The sequence below is a fragment of the Gammaproteobacteria bacterium genome, assembly GCA_016199745.1.
Lineage (GTDB): Bacteria > Pseudomonadota > Gammaproteobacteria > Acidiferrobacterales > Sulfurifustaceae > JACQFZ01.
The window spans coordinates 34,635-57,694 of sequence record JACQFZ010000070.1; the positions used below are offsets into that span (position 1 = coordinate 34,635).

26 protein-coding genes are annotated in these 23,060 nt (G+C 57.9%); 4 read left to right on the forward strand and 22 right to left on the reverse strand.

Features of this window, described 5'->3' with window-relative positions; all coding sequences use genetic code 11:
- Positions 1–7 precede the first annotated feature (7 nt).
- Positions 8–1,114, forward strand: a complete 1,107-nt coding sequence (locus HY308_18080; GenBank protein MBI3900176.1) for a hybrid-cluster NAD(P)-dependent oxidoreductase — start codon at positions 8–10, stop codon at positions 1,112–1,114.
- Between the two features lie 108 nt (positions 1,115–1,222).
- On the opposite strand, the gene astB is transcribed toward HY308_18080, so the two are convergent.
- Complete coding sequence (gene astB, locus HY308_18085; protein MBI3900177.1) at positions 1,223–2,560, reverse strand: N-succinylarginine dihydrolase; 1,338 nt, start codon at positions 2,558–2,560, stop codon at positions 1,223–1,225.
- A gap of 72 nt (positions 2,561–2,632) precedes the next feature.
- On the reverse strand, positions 2,633–2,917 hold the full coding sequence (locus HY308_18090) for a hypothetical protein (protein ID MBI3900178.1): 285 nt from the start codon (positions 2,915–2,917) through the stop codon (positions 2,633–2,635).
- Between the two features lie 387 nt (positions 2,918–3,304).
- On the opposite strand from HY308_18090, the gene HY308_18095 reads away from it, so the two are divergent.
- Positions 3,305–4,438, forward strand: coding sequence for an aminotransferase class V-fold PLP-dependent enzyme (locus HY308_18095; GenBank protein ID MBI3900179.1), 1,134 nt, complete (start codon positions 3,305–3,307; stop codon positions 4,436–4,438).
- 28 nt (positions 4,439–4,466) lie between these two features.
- Here the strand turns inward: HY308_18095 and HY308_18100 are convergent, their stop codons facing one another.
- The 14 genes from HY308_18100 to HY308_18165 form a co-directional block, all read right to left on the reverse strand.
- Entirely contained in the window at positions 4,467–5,240 is a 774-nt protein-coding gene (locus HY308_18100; GenBank protein ID MBI3900180.1) for a TatD family hydrolase, read from the reverse strand.
- A 2-nt stretch (positions 5,241–5,242) separates the two neighbouring features.
- Positions 5,243–5,638, reverse strand: a complete 396-nt coding sequence (locus HY308_18105) for a PilZ domain-containing protein (protein ID MBI3900181.1) — start codon at positions 5,636–5,638, stop codon at positions 5,243–5,245.
- A 22-nt stretch (positions 5,639–5,660) separates the two neighbouring features.
- The gene (gene holB, locus HY308_18110) at positions 5,661–6,641 is read right to left on the reverse strand and encodes a DNA polymerase III subunit delta' (protein ID MBI3900182.1); all 981 of its coding nucleotides are present in this window, start codon (positions 6,639–6,641) and stop codon (positions 5,661–5,663) included.
- A complete protein-coding gene (locus tag HY308_18115) occupies positions 6,634–7,254 on the reverse strand; it encodes a dTMP kinase (protein ID MBI3900183.1) in 621 nt (206 codons plus the stop codon). Before HY308_18115 ends, holB begins: the two co-directional genes overlap by 8 nt.
- A gap of 2 nt (positions 7,255–7,256) precedes the next feature.
- On the reverse strand, positions 7,257–8,270 hold the full coding sequence (gene mltG, locus HY308_18120; protein MBI3900184.1) for an endolytic transglycosylase MltG: 1,014 nt from the start codon (positions 8,268–8,270) through the stop codon (positions 7,257–7,259).
- Positions 8,271–8,274: 4 nt separating this feature from the next.
- Positions 8,275–9,081, reverse strand: a complete 807-nt coding sequence (gene pabC, locus HY308_18125) for an aminodeoxychorismate lyase (protein MBI3900185.1) — start codon at positions 9,079–9,081, stop codon at positions 8,275–8,277.
- Positions 9,082–9,205: 124 nt separating this feature from the next.
- A complete protein-coding gene (gene fabF, locus HY308_18130; protein ID MBI3900186.1) occupies positions 9,206–10,447 on the reverse strand; it encodes a beta-ketoacyl-ACP synthase II in 1,242 nt (413 codons plus the stop codon).
- 93 nt (positions 10,448–10,540) lie between these two features.
- Entirely contained in the window at positions 10,541–10,777 is a 237-nt protein-coding gene (gene acpP, locus HY308_18135) for an acyl carrier protein (protein MBI3900187.1), read from the reverse strand.
- Between the two features lie 182 nt (positions 10,778–10,959).
- A complete protein-coding gene (fabG, locus tag HY308_18140; protein ID MBI3900188.1) occupies positions 10,960–11,703 on the reverse strand; it encodes a 3-oxoacyl-ACP reductase FabG in 744 nt (247 codons plus the stop codon).
- 32 nt (positions 11,704–11,735) lie between these two features.
- Positions 11,736–12,668: an ACP S-malonyltransferase gene (gene fabD / locus HY308_18145; protein ID MBI3900189.1), complete on the reverse strand. Its 933-nt coding sequence runs from the start codon at positions 12,666–12,668 to the stop codon at positions 11,736–11,738.
- Between the two features lie 18 nt (positions 12,669–12,686).
- Positions 12,687–13,655 carry a ketoacyl-ACP synthase III gene (locus HY308_18150; protein ID MBI3900190.1) on the reverse strand — a complete coding sequence of 323 codons (969 nt, stop codon included), beginning with the start codon at positions 13,653–13,655 and terminating at the stop codon, positions 12,687–12,689.
- The gene (gene plsX, locus HY308_18155) at positions 13,652–14,647 is read right to left on the reverse strand and encodes a phosphate acyltransferase PlsX (GenBank protein ID MBI3900191.1); all 996 of its coding nucleotides are present in this window, start codon (positions 14,645–14,647) and stop codon (positions 13,652–13,654) included. Before plsX ends, HY308_18150 begins: the two co-directional genes overlap by 4 nt.
- Before the next feature lie 57 nt (positions 14,648–14,704).
- Positions 14,705–14,884 carry a 50S ribosomal protein L32 gene (gene rpmF / locus HY308_18160; GenBank protein MBI3900192.1) on the reverse strand — a complete coding sequence of 60 codons (180 nt, stop codon included), beginning with the start codon at positions 14,882–14,884 and terminating at the stop codon, positions 14,705–14,707.
- Positions 14,885–14,912: 28 nt separating this feature from the next.
- Positions 14,913–15,431, reverse strand: coding sequence for a DUF177 domain-containing protein (locus tag HY308_18165; GenBank protein MBI3900193.1), 519 nt, complete (start codon positions 15,429–15,431; stop codon positions 14,913–14,915).
- A gap of 152 nt (positions 15,432–15,583) precedes the next feature.
- Between HY308_18165 and maf the strand changes: the two genes are divergently transcribed.
- Positions 15,584–16,168: a septum formation inhibitor Maf gene (gene maf, locus HY308_18170; GenBank protein MBI3900194.1), complete on the forward strand. Its 585-nt coding sequence runs from the start codon at positions 15,584–15,586 to the stop codon at positions 16,166–16,168.
- 4 nt (positions 16,169–16,172) lie between these two features.
- Here the strand turns inward: maf and HY308_18175 are convergent, their stop codons facing one another.
- From HY308_18175 to rluC, 4 genes are read right to left on the reverse strand one after another with little or no spacing between them, the layout of a single operon-like run.
- A complete protein-coding gene (locus tag HY308_18175; GenBank protein MBI3900195.1) occupies positions 16,173–17,150 on the reverse strand; it encodes a S49 family peptidase in 978 nt (325 codons plus the stop codon).
- The gene (locus HY308_18180) at positions 17,147–17,515 is read right to left on the reverse strand and encodes a Rieske 2Fe-2S domain-containing protein (GenBank protein ID MBI3900196.1); all 369 of its coding nucleotides are present in this window, start codon (positions 17,513–17,515) and stop codon (positions 17,147–17,149) included. Before HY308_18180 ends, HY308_18175 begins: the two co-directional genes overlap by 4 nt.
- Entirely contained in the window at positions 17,488–18,147 is a 660-nt protein-coding gene (locus tag HY308_18185) for an HAD-IA family hydrolase (GenBank protein MBI3900197.1), read from the reverse strand. The genes HY308_18180 and HY308_18185 overlap by 28 nt, the downstream gene beginning before the upstream one ends.
- Positions 18,131–19,084, reverse strand: a complete 954-nt coding sequence (rluC, locus tag HY308_18190) for a 23S rRNA pseudouridine(955/2504/2580) synthase RluC (GenBank protein ID MBI3900198.1) — start codon at positions 19,082–19,084, stop codon at positions 18,131–18,133. Before rluC ends, HY308_18185 begins: the two co-directional genes overlap by 17 nt.
- A gap of 412 nt (positions 19,085–19,496) precedes the next feature.
- On the opposite strand from rluC, the gene HY308_18195 reads away from it, so the two are divergent.
- Positions 19,497–21,788, forward strand: a complete 2,292-nt coding sequence (locus HY308_18195) for an Rne/Rng family ribonuclease (protein MBI3900199.1) — start codon at positions 19,497–19,499, stop codon at positions 21,786–21,788.
- Positions 21,789–21,827: 39 nt separating this feature from the next.
- Here HY308_18195 and HY308_18200 read toward each other — a convergent pair whose 3' ends face one another.
- Positions 21,828–22,301 carry a low molecular weight phosphotyrosine protein phosphatase gene (locus HY308_18200; protein MBI3900200.1) on the reverse strand — a complete coding sequence of 158 codons (474 nt, stop codon included), beginning with the start codon at positions 22,299–22,301 and terminating at the stop codon, positions 21,828–21,830.
- A gap of 4 nt (positions 22,302–22,305) precedes the next feature.
- A complete protein-coding gene (gene kdsB / locus HY308_18205; protein MBI3900201.1) occupies positions 22,306–23,055 on the reverse strand; it encodes a 3-deoxy-manno-octulosonate cytidylyltransferase in 750 nt (249 codons plus the stop codon).
- Positions 23,056–23,060: the final 5 nt, after the last annotated feature.

The following is a 23,060-nucleotide window of genomic DNA, read 5'->3' on the forward strand; positions in this document are numbered from 1 at the left end:
CGAACCCATGCAAGCATTGGATACCCGTCTGACCCAAGAGTTTTTGGCGCAAGTGCCGACGTCGTGGAACGGCGAGCGCGACGACTATTTGATTTGCTGCCGCACCCAGCAGGAAACGCACGACGTCAAAAGCTTTTTCTTCCGGGCGCCGGAACCGCGGCTGTTCCGTTTCAGCCCCGGGCAGTACATCACGCTGGAGTTGGAAATCGACGGCGACCGCATCAATCGCTGCTACACCATTTCGTCCGCCCCTACCCGGCCGGATACGATCTCGATCACGGTGAAGCGGGTACCGGGCGGTAAAGTCTCCAATTGGTTGCACGACAATCTGCGCGTCGGCGACAGCGTGCGTGCGCTCGGACCGGCGGGTGACTTCACCTGCGTCAACAAACCGGCAAAAAAATATCTGTTCCTGTCCGGCGGCAGCGGTATCACACCGTTGATGTCGATGGCGCGCGCGTTTTACGAGTTCGGCGACGATCAAGACATCGTTTTCGTGCACGCCGCGCGCACGCCGAACGACATCATTTTCAAGCGTGAGCTGGAAATGATGGCAAGTCACATGCAGAAATTTCGCACCGCTTTCGTCTGCGAGAATCGCGGCAAACAACCGGAATGGAGCGGCTACACCGGCTACCTCTCGCCCGCCTCGTTGCAACTGATTGCCCCGGATTTTCGTGAGCGCGAAGTGTTCACTTGTGGACCCGGGCCGTTCATGAAGGCGGTCAAGGAAATGCTTGCCCAGTCCGAGTTCGATTTATCGCATTACCACCAAGAAAGCTTCTCGTTCGAAGAAGCGGCCTCGACCAACGCCGAACCACCAGCCGTGCCAGCGGCGACGGCAGCGCAGGCGCAATTTACCATCGATTTCGCAAAAAGCCGGCGTACCGTGAACTGCGATTCGCAAACCAACATTCTCGACGCGGCACGCGCCAATGGCTTGCGGCTGCCGGCGTCGTGTGCGCAAGGCATGTGCGGTACCTGCAAATGCAAGCTTGCGTCCGGCAAAGTTGATATGGTGCATAAAGGCGGGATTCGCCAGCGCGAAATCGATCAGGGGTTTATCTTGATCTGCTGCAGTAAACCGCTGACAGATCTGGTGATCGAGAAGTGACAGGAGTTGCGTTGGCGCGGCCGGGATTCTTTTTATCCGGCGCCTCACTCCATTTGTGGGGCGATGGCGAAACATAGAACTTGCGCCCAGGCTGGTCGAGCAACAGGGTTAAGCGAGCAGAATACCGGGAAGTCGCAATAACGATTCGAGTTCTTGAAGTGCGTCGCGCACTTCGATCGCAAGCTGCGGGTCGACGAGATCGGCGAATACCAAACGATCGCGATAGTGCCGCGTTATCCAATCTTTCAGCGCTCGATAAAGTGGCTCGTCGAGAATGACGTTGCCTTGCAGCATTTGACGTTCGGTCTCGGTCAACACCACACGCAACCGCAGGCATGCCGGCCCACCCCCATTGCGCATACTTTGCCGCAAATCGAAAGTGAGCACTTCTGCAATTGGCCCACCGCTGACTGTTAGCGATGCCAGTAGCGCACGGGTGCTCGGCGTCTCCTCGCACTCGTTGGGCACAACCAACAACTGCTTGCCGTCTGATCGTTGTAGCAGTTGACTGTTGAAAAGGTAACTCTTTACCGCATCGTCCAACGACACCTGCCGACGCGTCACTCGCAGCGGCTTGATGTCGAAATCGAGGCGTTTACCAACCGCGCGCAACGCTGCCAACGTGATTGTCTCATCCAAGAAGGCGTCTTCGTGATAGAACAACATATCCAGATTGCCGACGGCGATGACGTCATTGTGAAACACGCCGCGATCGATCGCCGCTGGATTTTGTTGGGCAAAGACCACCGTGGATTCTGCGAGCTGATGACGGCGACTGACAGCACGGCTCGCTTCGAGCGTTTGTCGCGCCGGGAACTGCACTGGCGCAACTGCCCCCGGTTCGAATTCCGATTTGCCGTAGACGAATAGTTCCACGCCAGGCCCGCCGTAGGATTTAGCGAAGCGCGAGTGATTGGCAGCACCTTCATCGCTAAACACCGGTGTACCGGGCAATGCTGAATGCACCTCGAAGTACTCGCGGTTACCGAAGATGGCCTGCAGAATCCGATAGGTCTGTGGATGCTCGTGCGAACGGTGCAGCTTGTTGTTTAAGTTGGCGACGGTAAGGTGCAAACGGCCGTCGCCGGTATCGGCCGACGGGCTGACCGTGGCCGCGTTCGCGGTCCACATGGACGATGCCGAATAGGCAGCGGCCAGCAGTAGTGGTTCCGATCGGGCGGTGTGCTGTAGCACCTGCGCATCATCGCCGCTAAAGCCGAGCGTGCGCAGCAGTTCGATATTCGGTCGCGCGACCGGCGGCAAAACCGCCTGGGCGATACCGCGTTGTGCCAACGCCCACATCTTTTCCAATCCTTGCAGCGCCGCTTGTCGCGGGTTTGATGTCGCTTTGGCATTTTCGGTAGACGCGACGTTGCCACGGGACAAACCGGCATAGTTATGGGTCGGCCCGACGATACCGTCGAAATTGTATTCGCGCGTTGTCATACGTCCCGGGCATTCCTCCTACGTCAAGCCTAGTTGAGGAATTCCTTCCGTGGAGCGCCGGAAACGGCGTGGTTAGTTTTTTGACTGTACCGGCAGATAATCGCTCAACCATTCGGTCGTTTTGCGCGGACCGAAGCCGGTATAGGGCTTGGCTAGCTGAATGACGTAGAGTTGATCGTCGGCGTTAAGAAAGATTTTTAAATCGTCGTAAACCTTTATCGGGAGCAATGGAGTATATATCGCACAGCACGACTCTGATAACGCCGTCCAACTACGGTAACGCCTTTTAATCGTGTTAAAGATTTTCGTGCGCTTGTCCGGATCGCTGACGTCACAGATAACTAACAATACGCTCATTAGCGCTCTTCCCTTTCTAATTGTTTTTACACACCGACGATTCCGCGTAATAAGCGCGACAACGGATTGTAATTAATTATTAATACCTAAATATGCAATATGTCCTTCACTTTATCTACGCAGAAAAATCCTGATAAGAGAAACTACTGAGTGTCGATAGGGGAAACAACTGGGCCTTCCCCCACTCCATTTCCGCGGAGGAGGAGAAGGAACGAAATTAACATCTTCCGCCGCACGCTCTGCTCGTGCCCACCTCTTTATGTGATCGAGATGTTGCTGCTCCTGCGTTGATGCCTGCCGGAAGGTTTCCAGCAGCACCCTTGGAAACACCTGACCCTGAATTTTCGGCGGTGATATGATCGATCAGACCCATCGCTAGAGAGCTTCATGACGATCGACCAGCTGTTGACTCACGAATTTCCGCAGGCGCCCGATTTAATTTATTTGAATCACGCCGCTGTCGCGCCTTGGCCGCGGCGCGCCGGCGAGGCCGTCAAGCGCTTCGCCGAAGAGAATGTCCGTAACGGTGCACAACATTATCCCGAGTGGATGCAGACCGAACGGGCCGCTCGCCGCCTATGTGCCGAGCTCGTCAATGCCGCGTCGCCGGACGATATCGCCTTTCTTAAAAATACGTCGGAGGCGCTATCGGTCGTGGCGCACGGATTCCCCTGGAGCACTGGCGACAACGTCGTTATCAGCGATGAAGAGTTCCCGTCGAACCGCGTCGTCTGGGAGTCGTTAGCACCAGCCGGCGTGCAAGTACGTCAGGTGGCATTGCGCGACAAGACCGATCCTGAGCAAGCGTTGCTCGAAGCTACCGATCGGCGCACGCGTTTGCTGGCAATCAGCTCGGTGCAATATGCCAGCGGCTTGCGTATCGATCTCGCCAAGTTGGGCGCACTCTGCCGAGCGCGTGGCATTGCCCTATGCGTTGATGCGATTCAAGGGCTCGGTGTCTTTGCGCATGATGTAGAAGCGATGCACATCGATTTTCTGATGGCCGATGCCCATAAGTGGCTGCTCGCACCGGAAGGCATCGCCGTATTCTATTGCCGTGCCGAATGGCGCGAGCGGCTAGCGCTGCATCAATACGGTTGGCACATGGTCGAAGCCGTCGGTGATTACACGCGTACCGATTGGCAACCGGCGCGGTCGGCGCGCCGGTTCGAGTGCGGCAGCCCGAATATGGTCGGTATTTATGCGCTCGCCGCCAGCGTGTCGTTATTGTTGGAGATAGGCTTGCCGGAAATCGAACGACGGGTCTTGCTACGAGCGGAAAGATTATTTGAAGGAATTAAGCGTCATGCAAATCTTGGCTTGATGACGTCGTCCGTGCCCGGTCGCTATGCCGGCATCGTGACGTTCCGCCATCAACATCGACCGGCAACGGAGGTACACGCGCAGCTACAGGCACGCAATGTCGTTTGCGCGCCGCGAGGCGGTGGAATTCGTTTTTCGCCGAATTTCTATACGACATTGGAACAGCTCGATCGAGCATTGGCTTGGGCGGCGGAATAACAACACGACTCCGAGCTCGCTGCCCAAGCTACATTGTTGCTTTGTTGAACAGCGTGAAGAAATTGCGCGTGGTCTGTTCGGCGATAGCGGCGAGCGGTTCGCCGCGAACTTCGGCGACACACTCGGCGACGTGGCGTACATACGCCGGTTCGTTGGTCTTGCCACGGAACGGCACCGGCGCTAAGTAAGGTGAATCGGTCTCGATCAACAGCCGATCCGCCGGCACTTTGCGGGCGACATCGCGCAGCGCTTCAGCATTGCGGAAAGTAACGATGCCGGAAAGTGAAATATAAAAATTTAAATCCAACGCCTGCTGTGCGACTTCCCAGCTCTCGGTAAAGCAGTGCATTACCCCACCGATGGTACCTGCATTTTCTTCCGCCATGATGCGAATCGTATCGGCGGCGGCTTCACGGGTGTGGATGATGAGCGGCTTACCGGTAGCGCGGGCGGCGCGAATGTGATGCCGAAAACGGGTGTGCTGCCAGCTAAGATCGCCTTTGCTGCGAAAATAATCGAGGCCGGTCTCGCCGATAGCGACGATGCGCGGATCGTCGGCTAACGCGATGAGCTCTTCCGCCGTCGGGTCGCGACCTTCCTTTTCATCCGGGTGCACACCGACGGAAGCAAAAATATGTGGATAGGCGTGCGCGATCGCCCTTACCTCCGGAAACTTCTCCAACGTCACCGATACGCACAACATGTGCTGCACGCCATTGGCGTTGGCGCGCTCGAGGACCGCGGGAAGATCGGAACCTAGGGAGTCAAAATTGAGATGACAATGCGAATCGACGAAATGCACCGTTACATTGTGTGGGTCGGGCGCTCAGAATTCAACGACCCACCGAGTACGGTTTCGATCTTTGAACGCGCCAACCCCGCATCCTTTTCGCTGAACTGAACGCCGATACCGGCGGTACGGCTGCCTTGTGCGCCTTTGGGCGTAATCCAGACGACGTGGCCGGCGACTGGGATCTTTTCTTTGCTTTCCATCAAGCTCAACAGCATGAACACCTCTTCCCCAAGCTTGTACGGCCGGCTGCTCGGAACGAAGATGCCCCCGCCTTTCACGAACGGCATATAGGCGGCATAAAGCGCGTTCTTGTCTTTGATCGTTAGTGACAGGACCCCAGGACGGGCGGTAGACGGGGCCGGCGGCGGAACTACCGTTGGGCCTTTGGGTGGAGTTTCGGTACTCATCAGTGCTTCAAGCTTAGTCGATTCAAGTGGAGGTGCGACACCAGCGGATCAGCAAATCTTCCAGCAATAATGTTTCGTCGAGTGGTCCCGGAAGCAGGTTTTTGGCTTCAGAGACAGCATCAAAATAGCTGTATAAGTCCTTTACCTTATGGCTATTTTTTTCCCCGGCTAGCATTTCCCTCCGGATTTGATCGGTGAGATGGCGTTGCAGCCATTCCAGGCAGGCAACGCCGCCGGCGCTCTTCCAGCGAGTAGCGACCCGTAGCGGGTTGTCCTTTCCGCTCTTGAGGGCTAAGAGGTCCTGGGTCAGCTCCGACAGGTTCGCCGATGGCGGCGTCTTCAGTTGTGCCAAAGCGCGTAGGGGCGCCCCACCTACCTGCTTAATTAGTCCAGCGGGATCGGCAACGACGGTGCCCTGTGCAACTAACCACTCGATGGCTTCGCTCTCAGCCGGTGCCCGAAAAAAGATCGAGCGACAACGGCTGCGAACGGTTGCCGGTAGCCGCGCCGGCTGCGATGCCACCAACAACAGCACGCCTCCCGGGGGTGGCTCTTCCAACACTTTCAGCAAGGCGTTAGCCGCATTGACATTCATTGCCTCGGCCGGCGCCAAAACGACTAATTTGCGTGTCGCTGTATGTGGCTTCAGTGCGAAAAACTCGCGCACTTCCCGCACTTGGTCGATAGTGATGATCGTACTGTCGTCGATCGGACTCACCGCCAGGAGATCGGGGTGAGTGCCGGCACTAAACAGCTCACAACTACCGCAGTGCCCGCATGCCGCAGCGTCAACGCCGGTACCGGCGCACAACAGCGTATGCGCCAGACGCCAGGCGAACGCGGTTTTGCCAAGACCGGCCGGGCCTTGCAGCAACAAGGCATGCGGTAGACGCGCCAGGTCGCGTACCAGAAGATTCCAGGGAGTCGTGTGCCACGGAAAACGCTCGCGGTAACCGAGGTGCGGCGAGGTACCGGAGGTCGATGCGGTCGCAATTTCAGCCATGAACGACTTCCTTAAGTGCAGCGATGATCGCCACCGTTACCTCGGCTTCGCTGCGGCTGGCATCGATTAGGCGAAATCGCTGCGGCTCACGCTCCGCTGCCGCCCGGTATTCGGCGGATACGCGCTCGAAGAACTCTAGCTGTTCGCGCTCGAATCGATCGGAACTGCCGCGTCGCCCGGCCCGCTCCATACCAACCACAACCGGCACATCAAGCAACAACGTCAGATTCGGCCGCAATCCTTGTTGCAGCCAATGCTCGAGCGCGGCGATCCGCGCGCGCGGGAAAGCGCGGCCGCCACATTGATAGGCGTAAGTCGCATCGGTAAATCGGTCGCATAACACAATCTTGCCGGCGGCCAGTGCCGGTCTGATCACTTCGGCCAGATGTTCCGCGCGCGCGGTAAATAGCAACAACACTTCCGTCTCAACCGCCATCGATCCGCGATGATGCAGCAAGATCTCGCGAACGCGCTCGCCGAGCTCGGTCCCGCCCGGCTCGCGCGTCACGACGACGTCGCGCTGTTGTGCACGCAGCCAATCGGCGACTCGCTGCAACTGCGTGCTCTTGCCCGCCCCCTCGCCGCCTTCGAATGTAATAAAGAGACCCGTCATAATTATCGACCGACCGATGCCTTACCGCCGAGCAGATATTTTATAACGGCGGCGTTATGTTCTTGCAACGTATCGGAGAACACATGCGAACCATCGCCGCGGGCAACAAAGTACAATGCGTCGGTATCGTCCGGATGAAGCGCGGCGGCCAACGATTCCGCGCCCGGCATGGCAATCGGCGTCGGCGGCAAGCCGTAGCGGGTATACGTGTTGTAAGCATTGTCGCGCCGCAAATCGACCAAGCGGATGTTGCCGTTGTAGGTCACGCCCATACCGTAAATCACGGTTGGATCGGATTGCAGCTTCATACGCTTACGCAAACGATTGATAAACACGCCGGCAATTTGCCGCCGCTCAGCGGCGTCGCCGGTTTCCTTCTCAATCACTGAAGCCATTACCAGCGCCTCATCCATTGTCGGCAACGGCAAATCCGCCGCGCGCCGTTCCCACTCTTCCTCCAAACGCGTCTGCATGCGTTTAAATGCGCGCGTGAGAATCGCAAGGTCGGTACTACCGGTGGAATAATAATAAGTATCGGGGAAAAACCGCCCTTCCGGGTGCAATTCCGGATGGCCGAGTCGCGCCATGATTTGCGCCGGCGTCAGTCCGGTCAGCGTCTGCGTTAGCTTGGGTGCCGCCGCGAGCGCCTTCATAACTTGCGAAAAATTCCAACCCTCGACGAATATCACCGGATATTCGATGACTCGTCCGGCGACGACTTGGTCGAGCAACTCGACAGCATTGATATGCGGACGGAACCGGTACTCGCCGGCTTTGAGCTGACGACTGCGACCGGAAACATAACCGAGCCAACGCAGTGAGTGCGGCTCCGGTATAACGCCACGTTCGTAAAGCTGCTGCGCGAGGCCGCGCATGCTGGTGCCAGGTTTTACTAGGTAAGTATCCGTACCCGGCTCTAACGGATGATGCCACGTCCAGTAGAGATACGCGCCAGCACCGATCACCAAAACTATAATCGCGGCGACGAAAGCGCCGAACACCTTGAGCTTGGGCATTTTCTTATGTCGCTGCGCCGACGTCTTTGAAGTCTGTCCGGAGCGTTTCGGTGATTTCGCCAACCGCATATCCCCTGTGTTCAAGCTGCATTACCGGTGCAATACCGATAAGGCTGTTGGTCAAAAAAACTTCGTTGGCGCGGAACAACTCATCGAGCGGAAGCGATGCCACGCGCCAGCGTATACCGAGGAGCGCCGCCCGTTCCAATACGACCTCGCGAACGATACCGGCAACACCGCTATGCGACAGGTCTGGTGTCGTCAGGACTCCGTCGATAACAGCAAATACATTGGCGGAGATACCGTCGATCACACCGTCGGTCGCATCGAGCATCAGGCCTTCGGTATAGTCGTCGGCCCATTCGGCACGGGCAAGTATCTGCTCCAAACGATTCAGGTGTTTGATACCGGCGAGCAGCGGATTCGACGACAACCGCGTCTGGCAGATACGCACCGACGCGCCGCCTTCCGGCTCACGCCGTTCCGGCCAGGCCGACAGACTTACTACGCGTGTTGGTTGCGTGCTTTCCGGTAGACGATAACCGCGCGCTGATGGACCACGAGTAATGATGAGCTTCAGTACCGCTTGCTTCGATTGACGACAAAGCGAATCGGCTTCGACGCGTAAAAGATTTACATCCGGTAGCGGTAACCGCAGACGTTCGGCGCCGCGTTGCAATCGCCGGAGATGTCGCGCCCAACGCAACGGGATGCCGTCGTCCACGGCGATCGTTTCGAATAGACCATCGCCGTACTGAAAGCCTCGGTCCTGCACCGATACGCTATCGCCCGGCGTGCCATTAATAAGTATGCGCGGGGACGTCACCGTCGCCCCGTCGGCTGCTTGCTCATGGACTTGGTATACGCCGCAGACGGCGCCTGTTCAAGCGCCGTTGCGGGATTTATGCGAGGAAGGATGAAACGGATCGCCGGCGTCACGCCAGTCGGCGCAATACCAGCGTGCCGTTAGTGCCGCCAAAGCCAAACGAGTTGGAGATGGCGACATCGATTTTCATCTCGCGCGCACTGCCCGGGATGTAATCGAGATCGCATTGCGGATCCGGCGTCGTTAGGTTGATGGTCGCCGGTGCAATCTGGTGGTACACCGCCAGCGCGGTGTAGATCGCCTCGACACCGCCAGCGGCACCGAGTAAATGACCGGTCATGGACTTAGTCGAGCTAACCGCCAACCGGCGTGCATGATCGGCAAATGCCGCTTTGATGGCGAGCGTCTCGGCAAGATCGCCCAGCGGAGTCGATGTGCCGTGCGCGTTCACATACTGCACATCACCGGTATTGACGCCGGCATTACGCAACGCATTGCGCATGCAACGCGCCGCACCTTCGCCGCCTTCGGGTGGGCTAGTCATATGGAACGCATCACCGCTCAGGCCGAAGCCGATGAGCTCGGCGTAGATGCGTGCACCGCGTCGTTTGGCGTGTTCGTATTCTTCTAACACTACTGCGCCGCCACCTTCGCCCATAACGAAACCGTCACGATCGGTATCCCACGGCCGGCTCGCCGTCTCGGGACTATCGTTGCGAGTGGATAGCGCTTTGGAATTGCCGAAGCCGCCCATGCTGGTCGGGGTAATCGCCGCCTCGGAACCGCCGGCAATCATGACGTCGGCATCGCCGTATTCGATCAGTCGACCGGCGTCGCCGATGGCATGCGTTGCTGTCGAGCAGGCAGTAACCATCGCCAAGTTCGGCCCCTTGAGACCAAACATGATCGACAGATGGCCGGAAATCATATTAATGATGGCAGCCGGTACGTAGAACGGCGAGATGCGACGCGAACCTTTCTCGCGCAACGTTTCGGTCATGCCTTCGATGGTTTCGATCCCGCCGATGCCTGAACCCATATGCACGCCGATGTGCTCAGCGTTGGCGTCGGTAACTTGTAGACCGGAATTTTTGAACGCTTCGATGCCGGCAACCATACCAAGTTGCATGAAGCGATCCATACGCCGCGCTTCCTTATCGCTCATAAAGCGGGTCGGATCGAAATCTTTCACTTCCCCGGCAATCTGCGACGGAAAGCCGGTTGCATCAAAATGGGTGATGCGACTGATACCACTGCGACCGGCAAGAATCGCCTTCCAATTTTCATCGACGCCTATACCTAGGGGCGAAACGATACCGATGCCGGTGATGACAACGCGCCGTTTATTCAAGGACAGAGTTCCTCGCGCGAGCGGGTACGCAAGAAGGTGCAGGCTCGGCCGGCCGTCATCGCAAACGATGGCGGCCGGCCGAACAGAAGAATATTAGTTGAGATGCGAATTGATATAGTCGACCGCCTGGCGCACCGTGGTGATCTTCTCGGCCTCTTCGTCCGGGATTTCACAATCGAACTCTTCTTCCAGTGCCATCACGAGCTCGACCGTATCCAAAGAGTCAGCGCCCAGATCATCCACGAAGGAGGCGTCGCCGGTAACTTCAGTCTCATTTACGCCCAGCTGTTCTACCACAATCTTTTTGACGCGTTCCTCTACACTACTCATGGCAAAGAGTTCCTCCGAAGTATGACTCGTTCCGCCTACCCGCCACCAACGGCGAGCGGGCAGTGGGTGGGATTTTTCGCAATTCTACAGGCTAATCGTTACTGACTAATAGAATCACGGCCGATTGGCCTAATGCGGCCGCATAGATATCACAGTTTGCGCGAACCCGGCAAGCCGAGTTGTCAGCCCATGTACATCCCGCCATTCACATGCAGGGTTGTACCGGTGATATAGGCTGCCTGCGGCGATGCGAGAAACGCGACCGCATGCGCAATTTCCTCGGCGAGCCCTAGCCGACCGAGCGGAATTTGCCCGATCAGCGCTTGCCGGCTCGCTTCCGGCAATGCACGCGCCATATCGGTATCGACAAACCCCGGTGCCACGGCGTTGACCGTTACATTACGACTTCCAACCTCGCGCGCCAGCGAACGCGTGAAACCTATAATACCTGCCTTGGCAGCGGCATAGTTGGTTTGGCCGGCATTGCCGATCGCCGCAACCACCGAGGTCACGCTGATGATACGGCCCTTGCGCGCTTTGGTCATGGAGCGCAGGCATGCCTTCGTCAGGCGATAAACGGACTTCAGATTGGTGTCGAAAATGGCATCCCAATCGGCTTCCGACATACGCAACAGCAGCCCATCGCGGGTAATGCCGGCATTATTGATCAAAATAGTCGGCATCCCAACGGTTTTTCCCATCTCTGCGAGCAACGCATCGATGCTGTCGGCTTGGGTGACATTAAGCACGCGGCCGATACCGTTAGTCCCATTTTCCTTCAGTCCTTTCTCGATATTTTCGGCGCCTTCGCTGGAAGTCGCGGTGCCGACAATGCAGGCCCCTTGGCGACCCAATTCCAACGCGATCGCGCGACCGATACCACGACTCGCGCCGGTAATCAACGCTACTTCGTTTTGCAACAGCATGAATTCTCTCTTATCGATCAGGCCGGCGCGGCTTACTGTAATGCCGCCAGCGTATCTTGCAATGATTGAGAATCGTATACGGCGCGGCAATCGAGCTCGCGGCGGATGCGCTTATTGAGACCGGTTAAAACTTTACCGGGACCGCATTCGATGAATGTGCGCGCACCATTGTTCGTTATTTGCTCGACCGTCTCAACCCAACGCACCGGTGCGGCAATCTGCCGTGTCAACGCGTCGCGAATCGCATTTACATCAGCTTCAGCGCGCGCACTGACATTATGCACGACCGGCACCGTCGGCACGCGTAGGTTGACCGACTTGAAACGTTCCGCCATGCGCGCCGCCGCCGGCGCCATCAGTGCACAATGCGACGGCACACTAACCGGTAGCGCTAACGCTCGTTTGGCACCCGCTTCTTTCGCCAGCACTACCGCGCGCGCGATAGCGGCAGCGGTTCCCGCAATCACGATTTGACCGGGCGAGTTAAAGTTGACCGCTTCGAGCACATCACCTTCGGCAGCCTGCACGCACAACGCGCGCACGGCATCATCTTCAAGCCCGAGCACGGCGGCCATTCCACCCTGCCCTACCGGCACCGCTTCCTGCATGTAACGCGCGCGGTCGGCAACTAAGCGGACCGCATCGGTGAAGTCGAGGGCGCCGGCGCAAACAAGCGCGGTGTACTCGCCGAGGCTATGACCGGCCATCGTCGCCGGCATGGCGCCGCCTTGTGCGCGCCATACGCGCCACGTAGCAACGCCGGCAGACAGCATCGCCGGTTGCGTGATTTCTGTTTGATTGAGCCGTTCTTCCGGCCCATTGCTGACGATGGACCATAGATCGAAACCGAGCGCTGCCGCGGCCTCGGCGAATGTATCGCGCACTTGCGTGTGGGCTTGCGCGAGCTCATGCAGCATTCCCACCGACTGCGAGCCTTGCCCGGGAAAAACGAATGCGAGTGTCATCGCTAAGACATCCGTGAGTTAGTACTTCAACAAAACCGATCCCCAGGTGAAGCCACCGCCGAATGCTTCCATCAGCACGGTGTCGCCGCGCTTAATGCGGCCATCGCGCACCGCTTCATCGAACGCCAGCGGAATGGAAGCGGCCGAGGTGTTACCGTGGCGATCGACCGTAAGCACAACCCGATCCATCGGCATACCGAGCTTCTTCGCGGTGGCAGTAATGATACGGACGTTCGCTTGATGCGGCACGAGCCATTGGATGTCCGACTTCTGCAAACCATTGGCTTCGAGTGTTTCATCGACAATCTGGCCGAGCGTGGTCACTGCCACCTTGAACACTTCGCTGCCCTTCATGTGCAGGTAACGACCGCTGCCGGCGAGTTGCTCGCTGTTCCTGGAAATACCGGCCGGCACACACAATAGATCTTTGTAGCGACCGTCGGCGTGCAAGTGCGACGAGATTATGCCAGGCGCGTCAGCGGCACCGACCACAACAGCACCCGCACCATCGCCGAAAAGCACGCAGGTACCGCGGTCGCTCCAATCGAGAATGCGCGACATTGTTTCGGCACCGACTACCAGCGCGTGGCGCGCACTGCCGGTACGGATAAATTTATCGGCGATCGATAACGCATACACAAAACCGGTGCACACCGCTTGCACGTCGAATGCGGCGCAACCTTGGATCCCGAGCTGATCCTGCAACAGGCAGGCGGTACTCGGAAATACCAGATCAGGTGTGGTGGTGGCGACGATAATCAGGTCAATGTCTTGCGCACTGATGCCGGCCGCTGTTAGTGCGCGCTTGGACGCTTCGAGTGCCAGACTGCTGGTGGTCTCTTCCGGTCCGGCGATATGGCGTTGGCGAATGCCGGTGCGCTCAACGATCCAGTGATCGGACGTATCGACGATCTTTTCGAGATCGGCGTTCGTTACGATTTTCACCGGAAGATGGCTGCCGGTGCCGAGAATGCGGGTATGTTTCATGCCACTTGGCCAGTGCCAAGCATGCCGAGCAACTCACGGGCGATACGTTCCGGCACGCGGTTGTGAACTTCGGCAAGTGCTTCGTAGATTGCGTATTCGAAAGAGAAGGCATCGGCACCGCCATGACTTTTGACGACGGTGCCGTTAAGACCGATGAGGGTCGCGCCGTTGTAACGTCGCGTATCGACGCGCTGACGAAACGAACGTAGCACCGGCAGCGCCACTAATGCTGCCAGCTTTCGCAACCAACTGCGTCCAAACTCGTCGCGCATGAAGTGCGACAGCATATTCGCCAAGCCTTCGCTGGTTTTCAGAGCGACGTTGCCGACAAACCCGTCGCAGACGACGACATCGAAATCGCCCGTGTAGATCTGATTGCCTTCGATATAACCGGCGTAGTTCGCATGACTTGCGCGCAACAACGCGGCCGCCTTCTTTACCGCTTCCGTGCCTTTAATGTCTTCCTGGCCGATATTTAGCAGGCCGACGCGCGGACGCGGTTTGCCGTCGATGGCGCTAACCAATATCGAGCCCATGATGGCGAACTGCACCAGCTGCTCGGGAGTGCAATCGACATTAGCGCCGAGATCGAGCATGTGCGTGCGACCACGCGTGGTCGGTAATGTTTTTACGATAGCGGGACGATCGATGCCAGGAATGGTTTTCAGCACGAACCGCGCGGTCGCCATCAAGGCGCCGGTGTTGCCGGCCGACACCGCCGCTTGCGCTTCGCCCTGCTTCACCAACTCAATGGCCAAGCGCATGGACGATACTTTTTTGTTGCGCAGCGCCTGTGCCGGTGGCTCGTCCATATCGACGACTTCGGCGGCGTGATGAATTTGCAGACGCGGGTGCTCACTCGCGCCATGACGCGCGAGCTCTTCGAGCAAAACTTCACGACGACCGACAAGAACGAGCTTGAGCGTCGACTCTTTCGTCAGCGCCGCGAGGGCGGCGGGAACGGTAACGGACGGACCGTGATCGCCTCCCATCGCGTCGAGCGCAATGGTGATCAAGCGATGTCGCCTTCGCCTTGCAAGTGCGCGCTACTACTCGGCGCTGTTGTCGATTACCTTACGGCCACGATAGTAGCCGTCGCGGGTCACGTGATGACGGCGATGGGTTTCGCCGCTGGTCTTGTCGACCGCCAGGGTCGACGTGGTCAACTTGTCGTGCGCGCGCCGCATGCCACGCCGTGACGGTGATACTCGGCTTTTCTGGACTGCCATTTGAACTCCTTAAAACTGACTGAGTAGATTAATGATCCGTGCGTTTCAGTCTTTCCAGCACGGAAAATGGATTGGGCCGACTGTCTTCTGTTGGCTGCGGCTGACTGCCCGCGCTTTTTCTCGTTACCGGACAATCCGCCGGTGCATGCATCGGCACCATCGGCATCACCAGTAACAGCTCATCTTCCACCAGGCTGCTCAGCGGGATCGATTGTTCGACCACTAACGCATCGCCGTTTTCGAGCAAATCCTCGCGCTCGCGGGGACGCAGTAACAACAACCGCGGTTCGGTTCGTACCGCTAACTCGAACGGTCGCAGACAACGCTGACAAGTCATCCGCAGTCGCGCATGGACCCTGCCAACCATCGTGCGCACACCGTCGCCCTGACTACGGTCGAACTGTAGGTCGATCATAGCCGACCCAGCATCATCCAGGCACATGTCGATCAGCCGCTGCATTCCTTTAAGCGGAAGCTCGCCGGTTAAGCGCGCACCTTGATCGGCAAGCTGAATGGGATCGATCGTCGAAGGCCAGCCAGCAGACATAAGGCGCGCATCTTAATGGTGACGGTAACCTGTGTCAAAACAAGGTATTAAAAACTTTGGGACTGCCCCGACTTTACCTGCGGCCGTCGACCGGGCAGGATCGCCACCTATCTAGCTTCTTTCACTAACTTCTTATAGATCCAATCCCTGCTATGACGAATCTACCGCTAATCCTGGCTTCTTCGTCGCCCTACCGGCGCGAGCTGCTGGCGCGTTTGCAGCTCCCTTTCGAGGCAATCGCGCCCGATGTCGACGAACGGCCGCTGCCCGGCGAATCACCAATGACGCTGGTGGAGCGGCTGGCGGTTGCCAAGGCACGGGCCATTGGCGAGCGCCGACCGGATGCGCTCATTATCGGTTCGGACCAAGTGGCCATCTATGATGGCGCCATTGTCAGCAAACCGGGCACCCATGCCGAAGCGGTCAAGCAACTACAGGCAGCATCGGGCAAGAAAGTTACACTCTACACCGGCTTAGCCCTATTAAATGCCGGTACCGGCCGCCTCCAAAGCGAGGTAATCCCTTACCGGGTCTTGTTTCGGCAGCTCACCAACGCGCAAATCGAGTCTTATTTGCACAAGGAAAAGCCCTACAACTGCGCGGGCAGCGTTAAGTCCGAAGGCCTCGGTATCGTGCTGATCGAGCGTTTCGAAGGCGACGATCCCAACACGCTCATCGGTCTCCCATTGATCCGTTTGATACGGATGTTGGAGAACGAAGGCGTGGTGGTCGTTTAGCGCTCTATCGCAACTGCGGCGCGGTTCCGCGCGTGCGGATGCCCAGTGCGCCGGCGATCGACGCACCGAATTGACGCGTAAAGCGATCGAGCATGTCCTCGTGTAATGAGTGGTCGACAAGATCTTCAGCGCCGATCACTTCGCGGGCAACGAAGCTAGCACTGCCGAAATCGTCGATTAGCCCAAGCTTCAACGCCTCTTCGCCGGTCCAGAACATTCCGGAATACATATCTTTGGTTTCTTTCAATTGTTGACCACGGCCGTCACGCACGCGCTCGATAAACTGTTGGTGGACGCTATTGAGAATAACTTTCATGCGCTCGCGGTGTGCTGGCGTCATCGGCGAGAACGGATCGAGAAATCCTTTATTCTCCCCGGCAGTGAGCAAACGTCGCTCAACGCCGAACTTTTTCATGGTATCGACGAACCCAAACCCATCCATTAACACGCCGATGGAACCGACGATGCTGGCGCGATCGGCGTAGATCTTGTCAGTTGCCGCCAATGCGTAATAGCACGCCGAGGCACAGACGTCGGTAACGACACCATAGACCGGCATCTTTGGATACTTCGCACGCAGGCGTTTGATTTCGTCGTAGATATAACCGGCCTGCACCGGACTGCCGCCAGGACTGTTGGCACGGATAATTACACCGAGCGCGTTGGTATCTTCGAAGGCGCTGCGCAAACCGGTAATAACAGCATCGGCACCCGCCAGGCCGTCGGTTTCAATAGTGCCGTCGAGCTCGACCAACGCCGTGTGATGCGTCGACAACCCATGACTGCCGAGGCCATTACTGAGAGCCATCAACAACACGAACAATAGATAAATGACGAAGAACAGTTTGAAGAAGATACTCCAACGGCGGGCACGCCGTTGTTCGGTGAGACTAGCGAAAGCAAATCGCTCTAGCAGATCGCGTTCCCAACCGGCCGTACGGTTTTCTGGTGAAGATGGTGTTTCATTTTTTGGGTCGGTCACGGAATAACCTCGTCGCAGAATGTCGCAAGATGAATGCAATCATTGTTCTCGATTACTTCGAGCTTGGCCAGTCCCCCGTTACAAGGACCCCCCATGCAAGCACCGGTTTCTGGATGATGCAGCGCGCCATGGGTAGCACAAATCAGATGGCGACCGTCTGCGTCAAAGAATCGACCGGGCGCCCAATCCAACTCGACACCGCGATGCGTACAGCGATTGACATAAGCATGCACGTGACCGCGATACCGTACTGCAAAAGCGGGAAAGGTCCCATCGTCACGGCGCACGGTAAAGCGCACGCCATCGGCGCCATCGACTAACGCCGTACTGGCACAAATTAATTGCCGGGCTTGATCCACTGGCAAACCTCGACAAACGAATCGCAACAGCCAAGTGGCGCAAGCGCCAATAAACGTTCGCGTGCATGCGCGCCGTAGCTCACGGCCAAACCGCCCATCTTGGCAGCAGCGGCCATTTCCAAATCGTAAGTGGTATCGCCCACCATCAGTGCACGATCCGGAGTTATGCCGGTGTAATCGAGAATATCGTGCAGCATTTGCGGGTGCGGTTTGGAATAGGCTTCGTCGGCACAACGTGTGACACAAAAATGTGCGCCGATAGCCGTTTCGCTCAACACGCGGTCCAAGCCACGTCTCGCTTTGCCGGTGGCGATCGCCAGTTGATAGCCAGAGTCGACTAATCGTTGCAGCCCCGCTTCGACGCCGGGAAACAGCACCGTTTCTGTTTCGTCTAAATGTACGAAGTGATCACGATAACGATCGGCCAACCGCTCGCGCGCGCCGGCCTCAGCATTGGGTAGCAATACGGCAATCGCTTCGCGCAACGCCAATCCAATGATGTTACGAATCTCAGCATCGCTCGGCGGTATTAGGCCGATATCGGCCGCCGCCAATTGAAAGCAGCGAACGATTTTGGCGGCAGAATCCATGAGAGTACCGTCCCAATCGAAAACGATCAGGTCATAACGAGGACGTATCACGCAGGCGTTCCAGGACTTGAGACAGCTCGGTTGGCAGAGGCGCTTCGATGTCGATGGTAACTTCTTTCGTCGGGTGAATGAACCGCACGCGCGCGGCGTGCAGGAACAATCGTTTCAGCCCGACCTTACGCACGGCGCGGTTGAAGTCGCGTTCGCCGTATTTATCATCGCCGGCGATCGGGTGGCCGGCGTGAACCGCATGCACGCGCGCTTGGTGCGTGCGGCCGGTCACGAGCGTGACTTCCATTAACGTCGCCGAGCCGTAAAAGCCCTTCGGCGTGAACAGGCTTTCCGCCTCGCGCCCGTCTTCGCTTACGCCGACGCGCCGCTCGCCGCCGCTGCTCATTTGATCGCGCGCCAGCGCCGCTTGTATCGTTCGCGGTCCGCCGCGCCAGCGTCCCTGCACCAGCGCCAGGTATTGCTTCTCCATGCGTCCTTCGCGCAGCGCCTCGTGCATTGCCAATAGCGCTTGTCGGTGTTTCGCCAACAACAGGCAACCGGAGGTGTCCCGGTCCAAGCGATGCACCAGCTCCAGCATCGGCACGTCCGGCCGCAATCCGCGCAGCGCCTCGATTAGGCCGATCTGCACACCACTACCGCCGTGCACCGCGAGACCGGCCGGTTTGTCGAGCACCAACAGGTCGGCATCCTCGTGCAGCACTCGTTGCAACAACCATTCGAACCCGTCCCCGTCCGGTTGTACCTTTACCACCTGCCGAACCGGTGGAATTCGGACGCTATCGCCCGCCTGTAAGCGGTAATCCGGCTTTACCCGACCGCGATTAACCCGAACTTCGCCACGCCGCAATAGCCGATAAACATGACTTTTAGGGACGCCTTTCAGTTGCCCCAGCAAAAAATTGTCTAGGCGCTGGCCCTCGCGCGCCTCGTCGATTTCGACGTAGCGCACCTCCATGGATTCCTGTTTTTTCATTTAAATTGCCCTACTTGCTGATTGCTGCTGGGTAAGTTCATTGATATAGTGCCCACGTTGTATCTTTTGATACGGTGTCAAGGGCCAACCGACGAACGCCCCGATTGGCCTATTTTGATTCGTGTCAGATAGAACATTTTTCCATACCGGGACAAAGCGTACCGGTACCGTCCCGGCAAGCAGACCGCAGTGAATCCATATCCCACTTTCGAGTAAGCCTGCCGGATAACAAGGGTTCAGCGTCTCTCACCCCCCTAGTCAATAGTAGGGACGCACAGTAAGACGCAAACGGGTTTTCGCACCAGGCCGGCTTAGCGCCCGTCACTCGACGATGTGCCGCTTCCCGCAGGGTGCCGCATGGCCACACACGCCTGCCTTATGCTGCGTGAACCCCGAGCGTCGGGGATTTTAAATGAAAAGAATATTGTTTAATGCAACTCATCCGGAAGAGTTGCGGCTTGCCATCGTCGACGGCCAAAAACTCCTCGATTTAGATATAGAGTCATCCAGTTATCAACAAAAAAAGGGCAACATCTACAAAGCGCGTATCACGCGCGTCGAGCCCAGCCTAGAAGCGGCGTTTGTGGATTACGGTACCGAGCGTCAAGGCTTTCTCCCCCTCAAAGAAATCTCGCGCAGTTACTTCAGCGGTTACGACGACAAAACACCCCTTGGCTCCGTCAAGATTAAGGACGTCGTCAAGGAAGGCCAAGAGCTCGTCGTGCAGGTCGATAAAGAAGAGCGCGGCACCAAAGGCGCCGCCCTTACCACCTTTATTAGTCTCGCCGGACGTTATCTGGTACTCATGCCGAACAACCCCAAGGGTGGCGGCATCTCGCGTCGGATTGAAGGCGAAGAGCGCGCCGAACTCCGCGAAGCCATGGCTCAGCTCACGATCCCCGACGACTACTCGTTGATCGCCCGCACGGCCGGCATCGGCCGTAGTGCCGAAGAGTTGCAATGGGATCTCGATTACCTGATTCATCTGTGGGATGCCATTACTAAGGCAGCGGTTGAACGTTCAGCGCCATTCTTGGTTTACCAAGAAAGTAATCTCGTGGTCCGCGCGACTCGCGATTATCTGCGTCAGGACATCGGCGAAGTATTAGTCGACAACCCCGAAATCCACGAGCGCATGAAGAAGTTCATGCAGCAAGTGGCGCCGCAATGGGTCGAGCGGCTTAAGCTGTACGCCGACGAGACCTCATTGTTCTCGCGCTTTCAGATCGAGCATCAGATCGAATCGGCATTCTCACGCGAAGTGCGCCTCGAGTCCGGTGGCGCCATCGTGTTCGACAAAACTGAAGCGCTAGTCACGATCGATGTCAACTCGGCACGCGCCACCAAGGGCGCGGACATCGAGGAAACCGCCCTCAATACCAATCTCGAAGCCGCCGATGAAGTCGCACGCCAATTACGGTTGCGCGACTTGGGTGGCCTGATCGTCATCGACTTCATCGACATGACACCGGTGCGCAACCAGCGGATGGTCGAAAACCGTATCACCGAAGCGCTTAAGGTCGACCGCGCGCGCGTACAGGTTGGTCGCATCTCCCGCTTCGGCTTGTTGGAAATGTCGCGCCAACGGTTGCGGCCATCGCTTGGCGAGTCGTCGAGCCTGGTGTGTCCGCGCTGTAGCGGCACCGGCGTGATTCGTTCGGTACGCTCCTCCGCCCTCTCCATCCTGCGCATGATTCAGGAAGAAGCGATGAAGGAAAATACCGCGGCAGTACATATACATCTGCCGGTAACGACCGCCACCTACCTGCTGAATGAAAAGCGCGTCGAGATCAACGCCATCGAATCGCGTATCGGTACACCGATCATGCTGATTCCGGACGAGACACTCGAAACGCCGCATTACCATATCCGCCGGTTACGCATGGATGAGTACGACTCCGAAGCCGATGTTCCAAGCTACGAGATCGAATTGGTCGATGAGGAAGAAGACGAAACGCCGGCCCGTGTCGTGCCAGTCGCCGAAAAGCCGGCGATCGGTCCGCTGACCCATGCGCCAGCACCTGTGCCGTTGGCGCCGAAGAAGCCGGTCAGCTTCATCAAGCGCTTGATTACCAATTTCTTCAGCACCGAGCCGGAAGCCACTTCCGCGCCGGCTACCCCCGTCAAAGCCAAAGAACCGCGCACTACCCGACCACAACCGACATCGGCACCCCGCGAGCGCGAACACCGCGAACGTGAGCACCATCAACGTCCGCGTCATCAACAACGGAATACGCCGCCGACTCCGAAGCCCGTAGCCGATGCGCCGAAGCATCAGCCGCGGCCACCACGGCCAGCGAACGCCAACCCGCAACCCCCGGAAGGCGCTGCGGGTCGCAATGAGCGGCGCGAAGGCGGTGGCCGCCGTCGTGGCCGCCGGGGTCGTCGCGGTCGTACGGGGAGTGATCGTCCGCAAGAGTTACGGCCGGAAGGCGCCTCGGAGCAGCCATCGTTTCGCGAATCGCAGCAGACGAATCAAGACGAGCACCATGAACATCGTGAGCATGAACGTACCCATAGCCCGCGTCCCAGCGAGCCGGCGGCACCGAATGTACGCGAACCGCAAACAGCAACACCCGTGGAACATACAGAATCGACGCCACCACCGGCGACATCAGCACGATCGGAAGAACCGCGCTTGGTTCAGATAGAAACTGCACCGGCGCCGTCGCGGAATAATGAAGATTCGATTAAGACAGAGTAATTAGCAATGCAGGGTGGACCGTTTGTCCACCCTGCATTTTTAAGAAGTGCGTTTACGAATGTCGGCGAGCAGTCCTTCCGCGGCATCTTCAATCAAGTCCAACACCCGATCGAAACCACTCGCACCGCCGTAATACGGATCGGGAACGAAGCGCTCGTTCGAACGCGTGGCGAATTCCAGAAACAACCGAACCTTGTGTTCATGTTCCGGCGGACATAACGCGCGCAGGTGCGCGTAATTTTCGTCGTCCATCGCCAGCACATAGTCATGGCTCAACAAATCCTCCGCCAGCGCCTGACGACCGCGCAGCATGGCGATATCGACGCCACGCCGCGCTGCCGCGGCTTGCGCGCGCAGGTCGGGCGGCTGGTCGATGTGGTAAGCGTGTGTGCCGGCGGAATCGATGTGCACGCGATCGGCATACCCTGCCTGCTCGACTAGCCGGCGAAATACCCCTTCAGCCATCGGTGACCGGCAGATATTACCCAGGCAAACGAACAGTACGCGTACCATGTTGTCACGACCGGCTAGCAAAATAGTGACGCACCCGCTCGAGGTCTTCCGGCGTATCTACGCCGGTACCGGGGGCATCATCGGTTATACAGACGGCGATACGCTCGCCGTGCCATAACACCCGCAACTGCTCGAGCTGTTCCGTTTCTTCCGGCGGACACGGTCCCCAGGCGCAATAGCGCGCGACAAAACCGGCGCGGTAAGCGTACAAGCCGATATGGCGCAACGCCTGAATCGGTTGGTCGGTGCCGCCGCTCATTGGCGTACGCGGCCACGGAATCGGCGCGCGGCTGAAATAGGTGGCATAACCTTCAATATCGCAGACCACTTTAACGACATTCGGATTAGTAAACGCTTCCCTGTCGGTAATCGGATGACAGGCAGTGGCGACCATCGCCTTCGGTTTACGCAACAGCGTGTCGCCAACCTCGCGAATCAAACGCGGCGGCATCAACGGCTCGTCACCTTGTAAATTGATCACCACTTCATCCGCGCCGATACCAAGACGGTCGATGACTTCGCCGATGCGATCGGTGCCGGAGGCGTGGGTCGCGGCGGTCATGCAAACCTTAGCGCCGAAACCTTCAGCGGCGCGCTGAACACGTTCGTCGTCGGTAGTGATGACCACCGTTTTCGCACCGGTCGCGCACGCACGTTCGTACACGCGTTCCAACAGCATCTTGCCGGCAACATCGGCCAGCGGTTTACCGGGCAAACGACTGGAGGCATAGCGCGCAGGAATGATGATGTGCATTGCGT

Coding starts and splice junctions, on each gene's coding strand:
- mltG (MBI3900184.1), bottom strand. CDS start 8,270: ATGCCCAAGCTCAAGGTGTTCGGCGCTTTCGTCGCCGCGATTATAGTT.
- HY308_18165 (MBI3900193.1), bottom strand. CDS start 15,431: ATGTCTGCTGGCTGGCCTTCGACGATCGATCCCATTCAGCTTGCCGAT.
- HY308_18095 (MBI3900179.1), top strand. CDS start 3,305: ATGACGATCGACCAGCTGTTGACTCACGAATTTCCGCAGGCGCCCGAT.
- fabD (MBI3900189.1), bottom strand. CDS start 12,668: ATGACACTCGCATTCGTTTTTCCCGGGCAAGGCTCGCAGTCGGTGGGA.
- HY308_18195 (MBI3900199.1), top strand. CDS start 19,497: ATGAAAAGAATATTGTTTAATGCAACTCATCCGGAAGAGTTGCGGCTT.
- HY308_18115 (MBI3900183.1), bottom strand. CDS start 7,254: ATGACGGGTCTCTTTATTACATTCGAAGGCGGCGAGGGGGCGGGCAAG.
- acpP (MBI3900187.1), bottom strand. CDS start 10,777: ATGAGTAGTGTAGAGGAACGCGTCAAAAAGATTGTGGTAGAACAGCTG.
- rpmF (MBI3900192.1), bottom strand. CDS start 14,884: ATGGCAGTCCAGAAAAGCCGAGTATCACCGTCACGGCGTGGCATGCGG.
- HY308_18200 (MBI3900200.1), bottom strand. CDS start 22,301: ATGGTACGCGTACTGTTCGTTTGCCTGGGTAATATCTGCCGGTCACCG.
- holB (MBI3900182.1), bottom strand. CDS start 6,641: ATGGCTGAAATTGCGACCGCATCGACCTCCGGTACCTCGCCGCACCTC.
- HY308_18080 (MBI3900176.1), top strand. CDS start 8: ATGCAAGCATTGGATACCCGTCTGACCCAAGAGTTTTTGGCGCAAGTG.
- rluC (MBI3900198.1), bottom strand. CDS start 19,084: ATGAAAAAACAGGAATCCATGGAGGTGCGCTACGTCGAAATCGACGAG.
- kdsB (MBI3900201.1), bottom strand. CDS start 23,055: ATGCACATCATCATTCCTGCGCGCTATGCCTCCAGTCGTTTGCCCGGT.
- plsX (MBI3900191.1), bottom strand. CDS start 14,647: ATGGGAGGCGATCACGGTCCGTCCGTTACCGTTCCCGCCGCCCTCGCG.
- astB (MBI3900177.1), bottom strand. CDS start 2,560: ATGACAACGCGCGAATACAATTTCGACGGTATCGTCGGGCCGACCCAT.
- fabG (MBI3900188.1), bottom strand. CDS start 11,703: ATGCTGTTGCAAAACGAAGTAGCGTTGATTACCGGCGCGAGTCGTGGT.
- maf (MBI3900194.1), top strand. CDS start 15,584: ATGACGAATCTACCGCTAATCCTGGCTTCTTCGTCGCCCTACCGGCGC.
- HY308_18090 (MBI3900178.1), bottom strand. CDS start 2,917: ATGAGCGTATTGTTAGTTATCTGTGACGTCAGCGATCCGGACAAGCGC.
- HY308_18150 (MBI3900190.1), bottom strand. CDS start 13,655: ATGAAACATACCCGCATTCTCGGCACCGGCAGCCATCTTCCGGTGAAA.
- HY308_18105 (MBI3900181.1), bottom strand. CDS start 5,638: ATGAGTACCGAAACTCCACCCAAAGGCCCAACGGTAGTTCCGCCGCCG.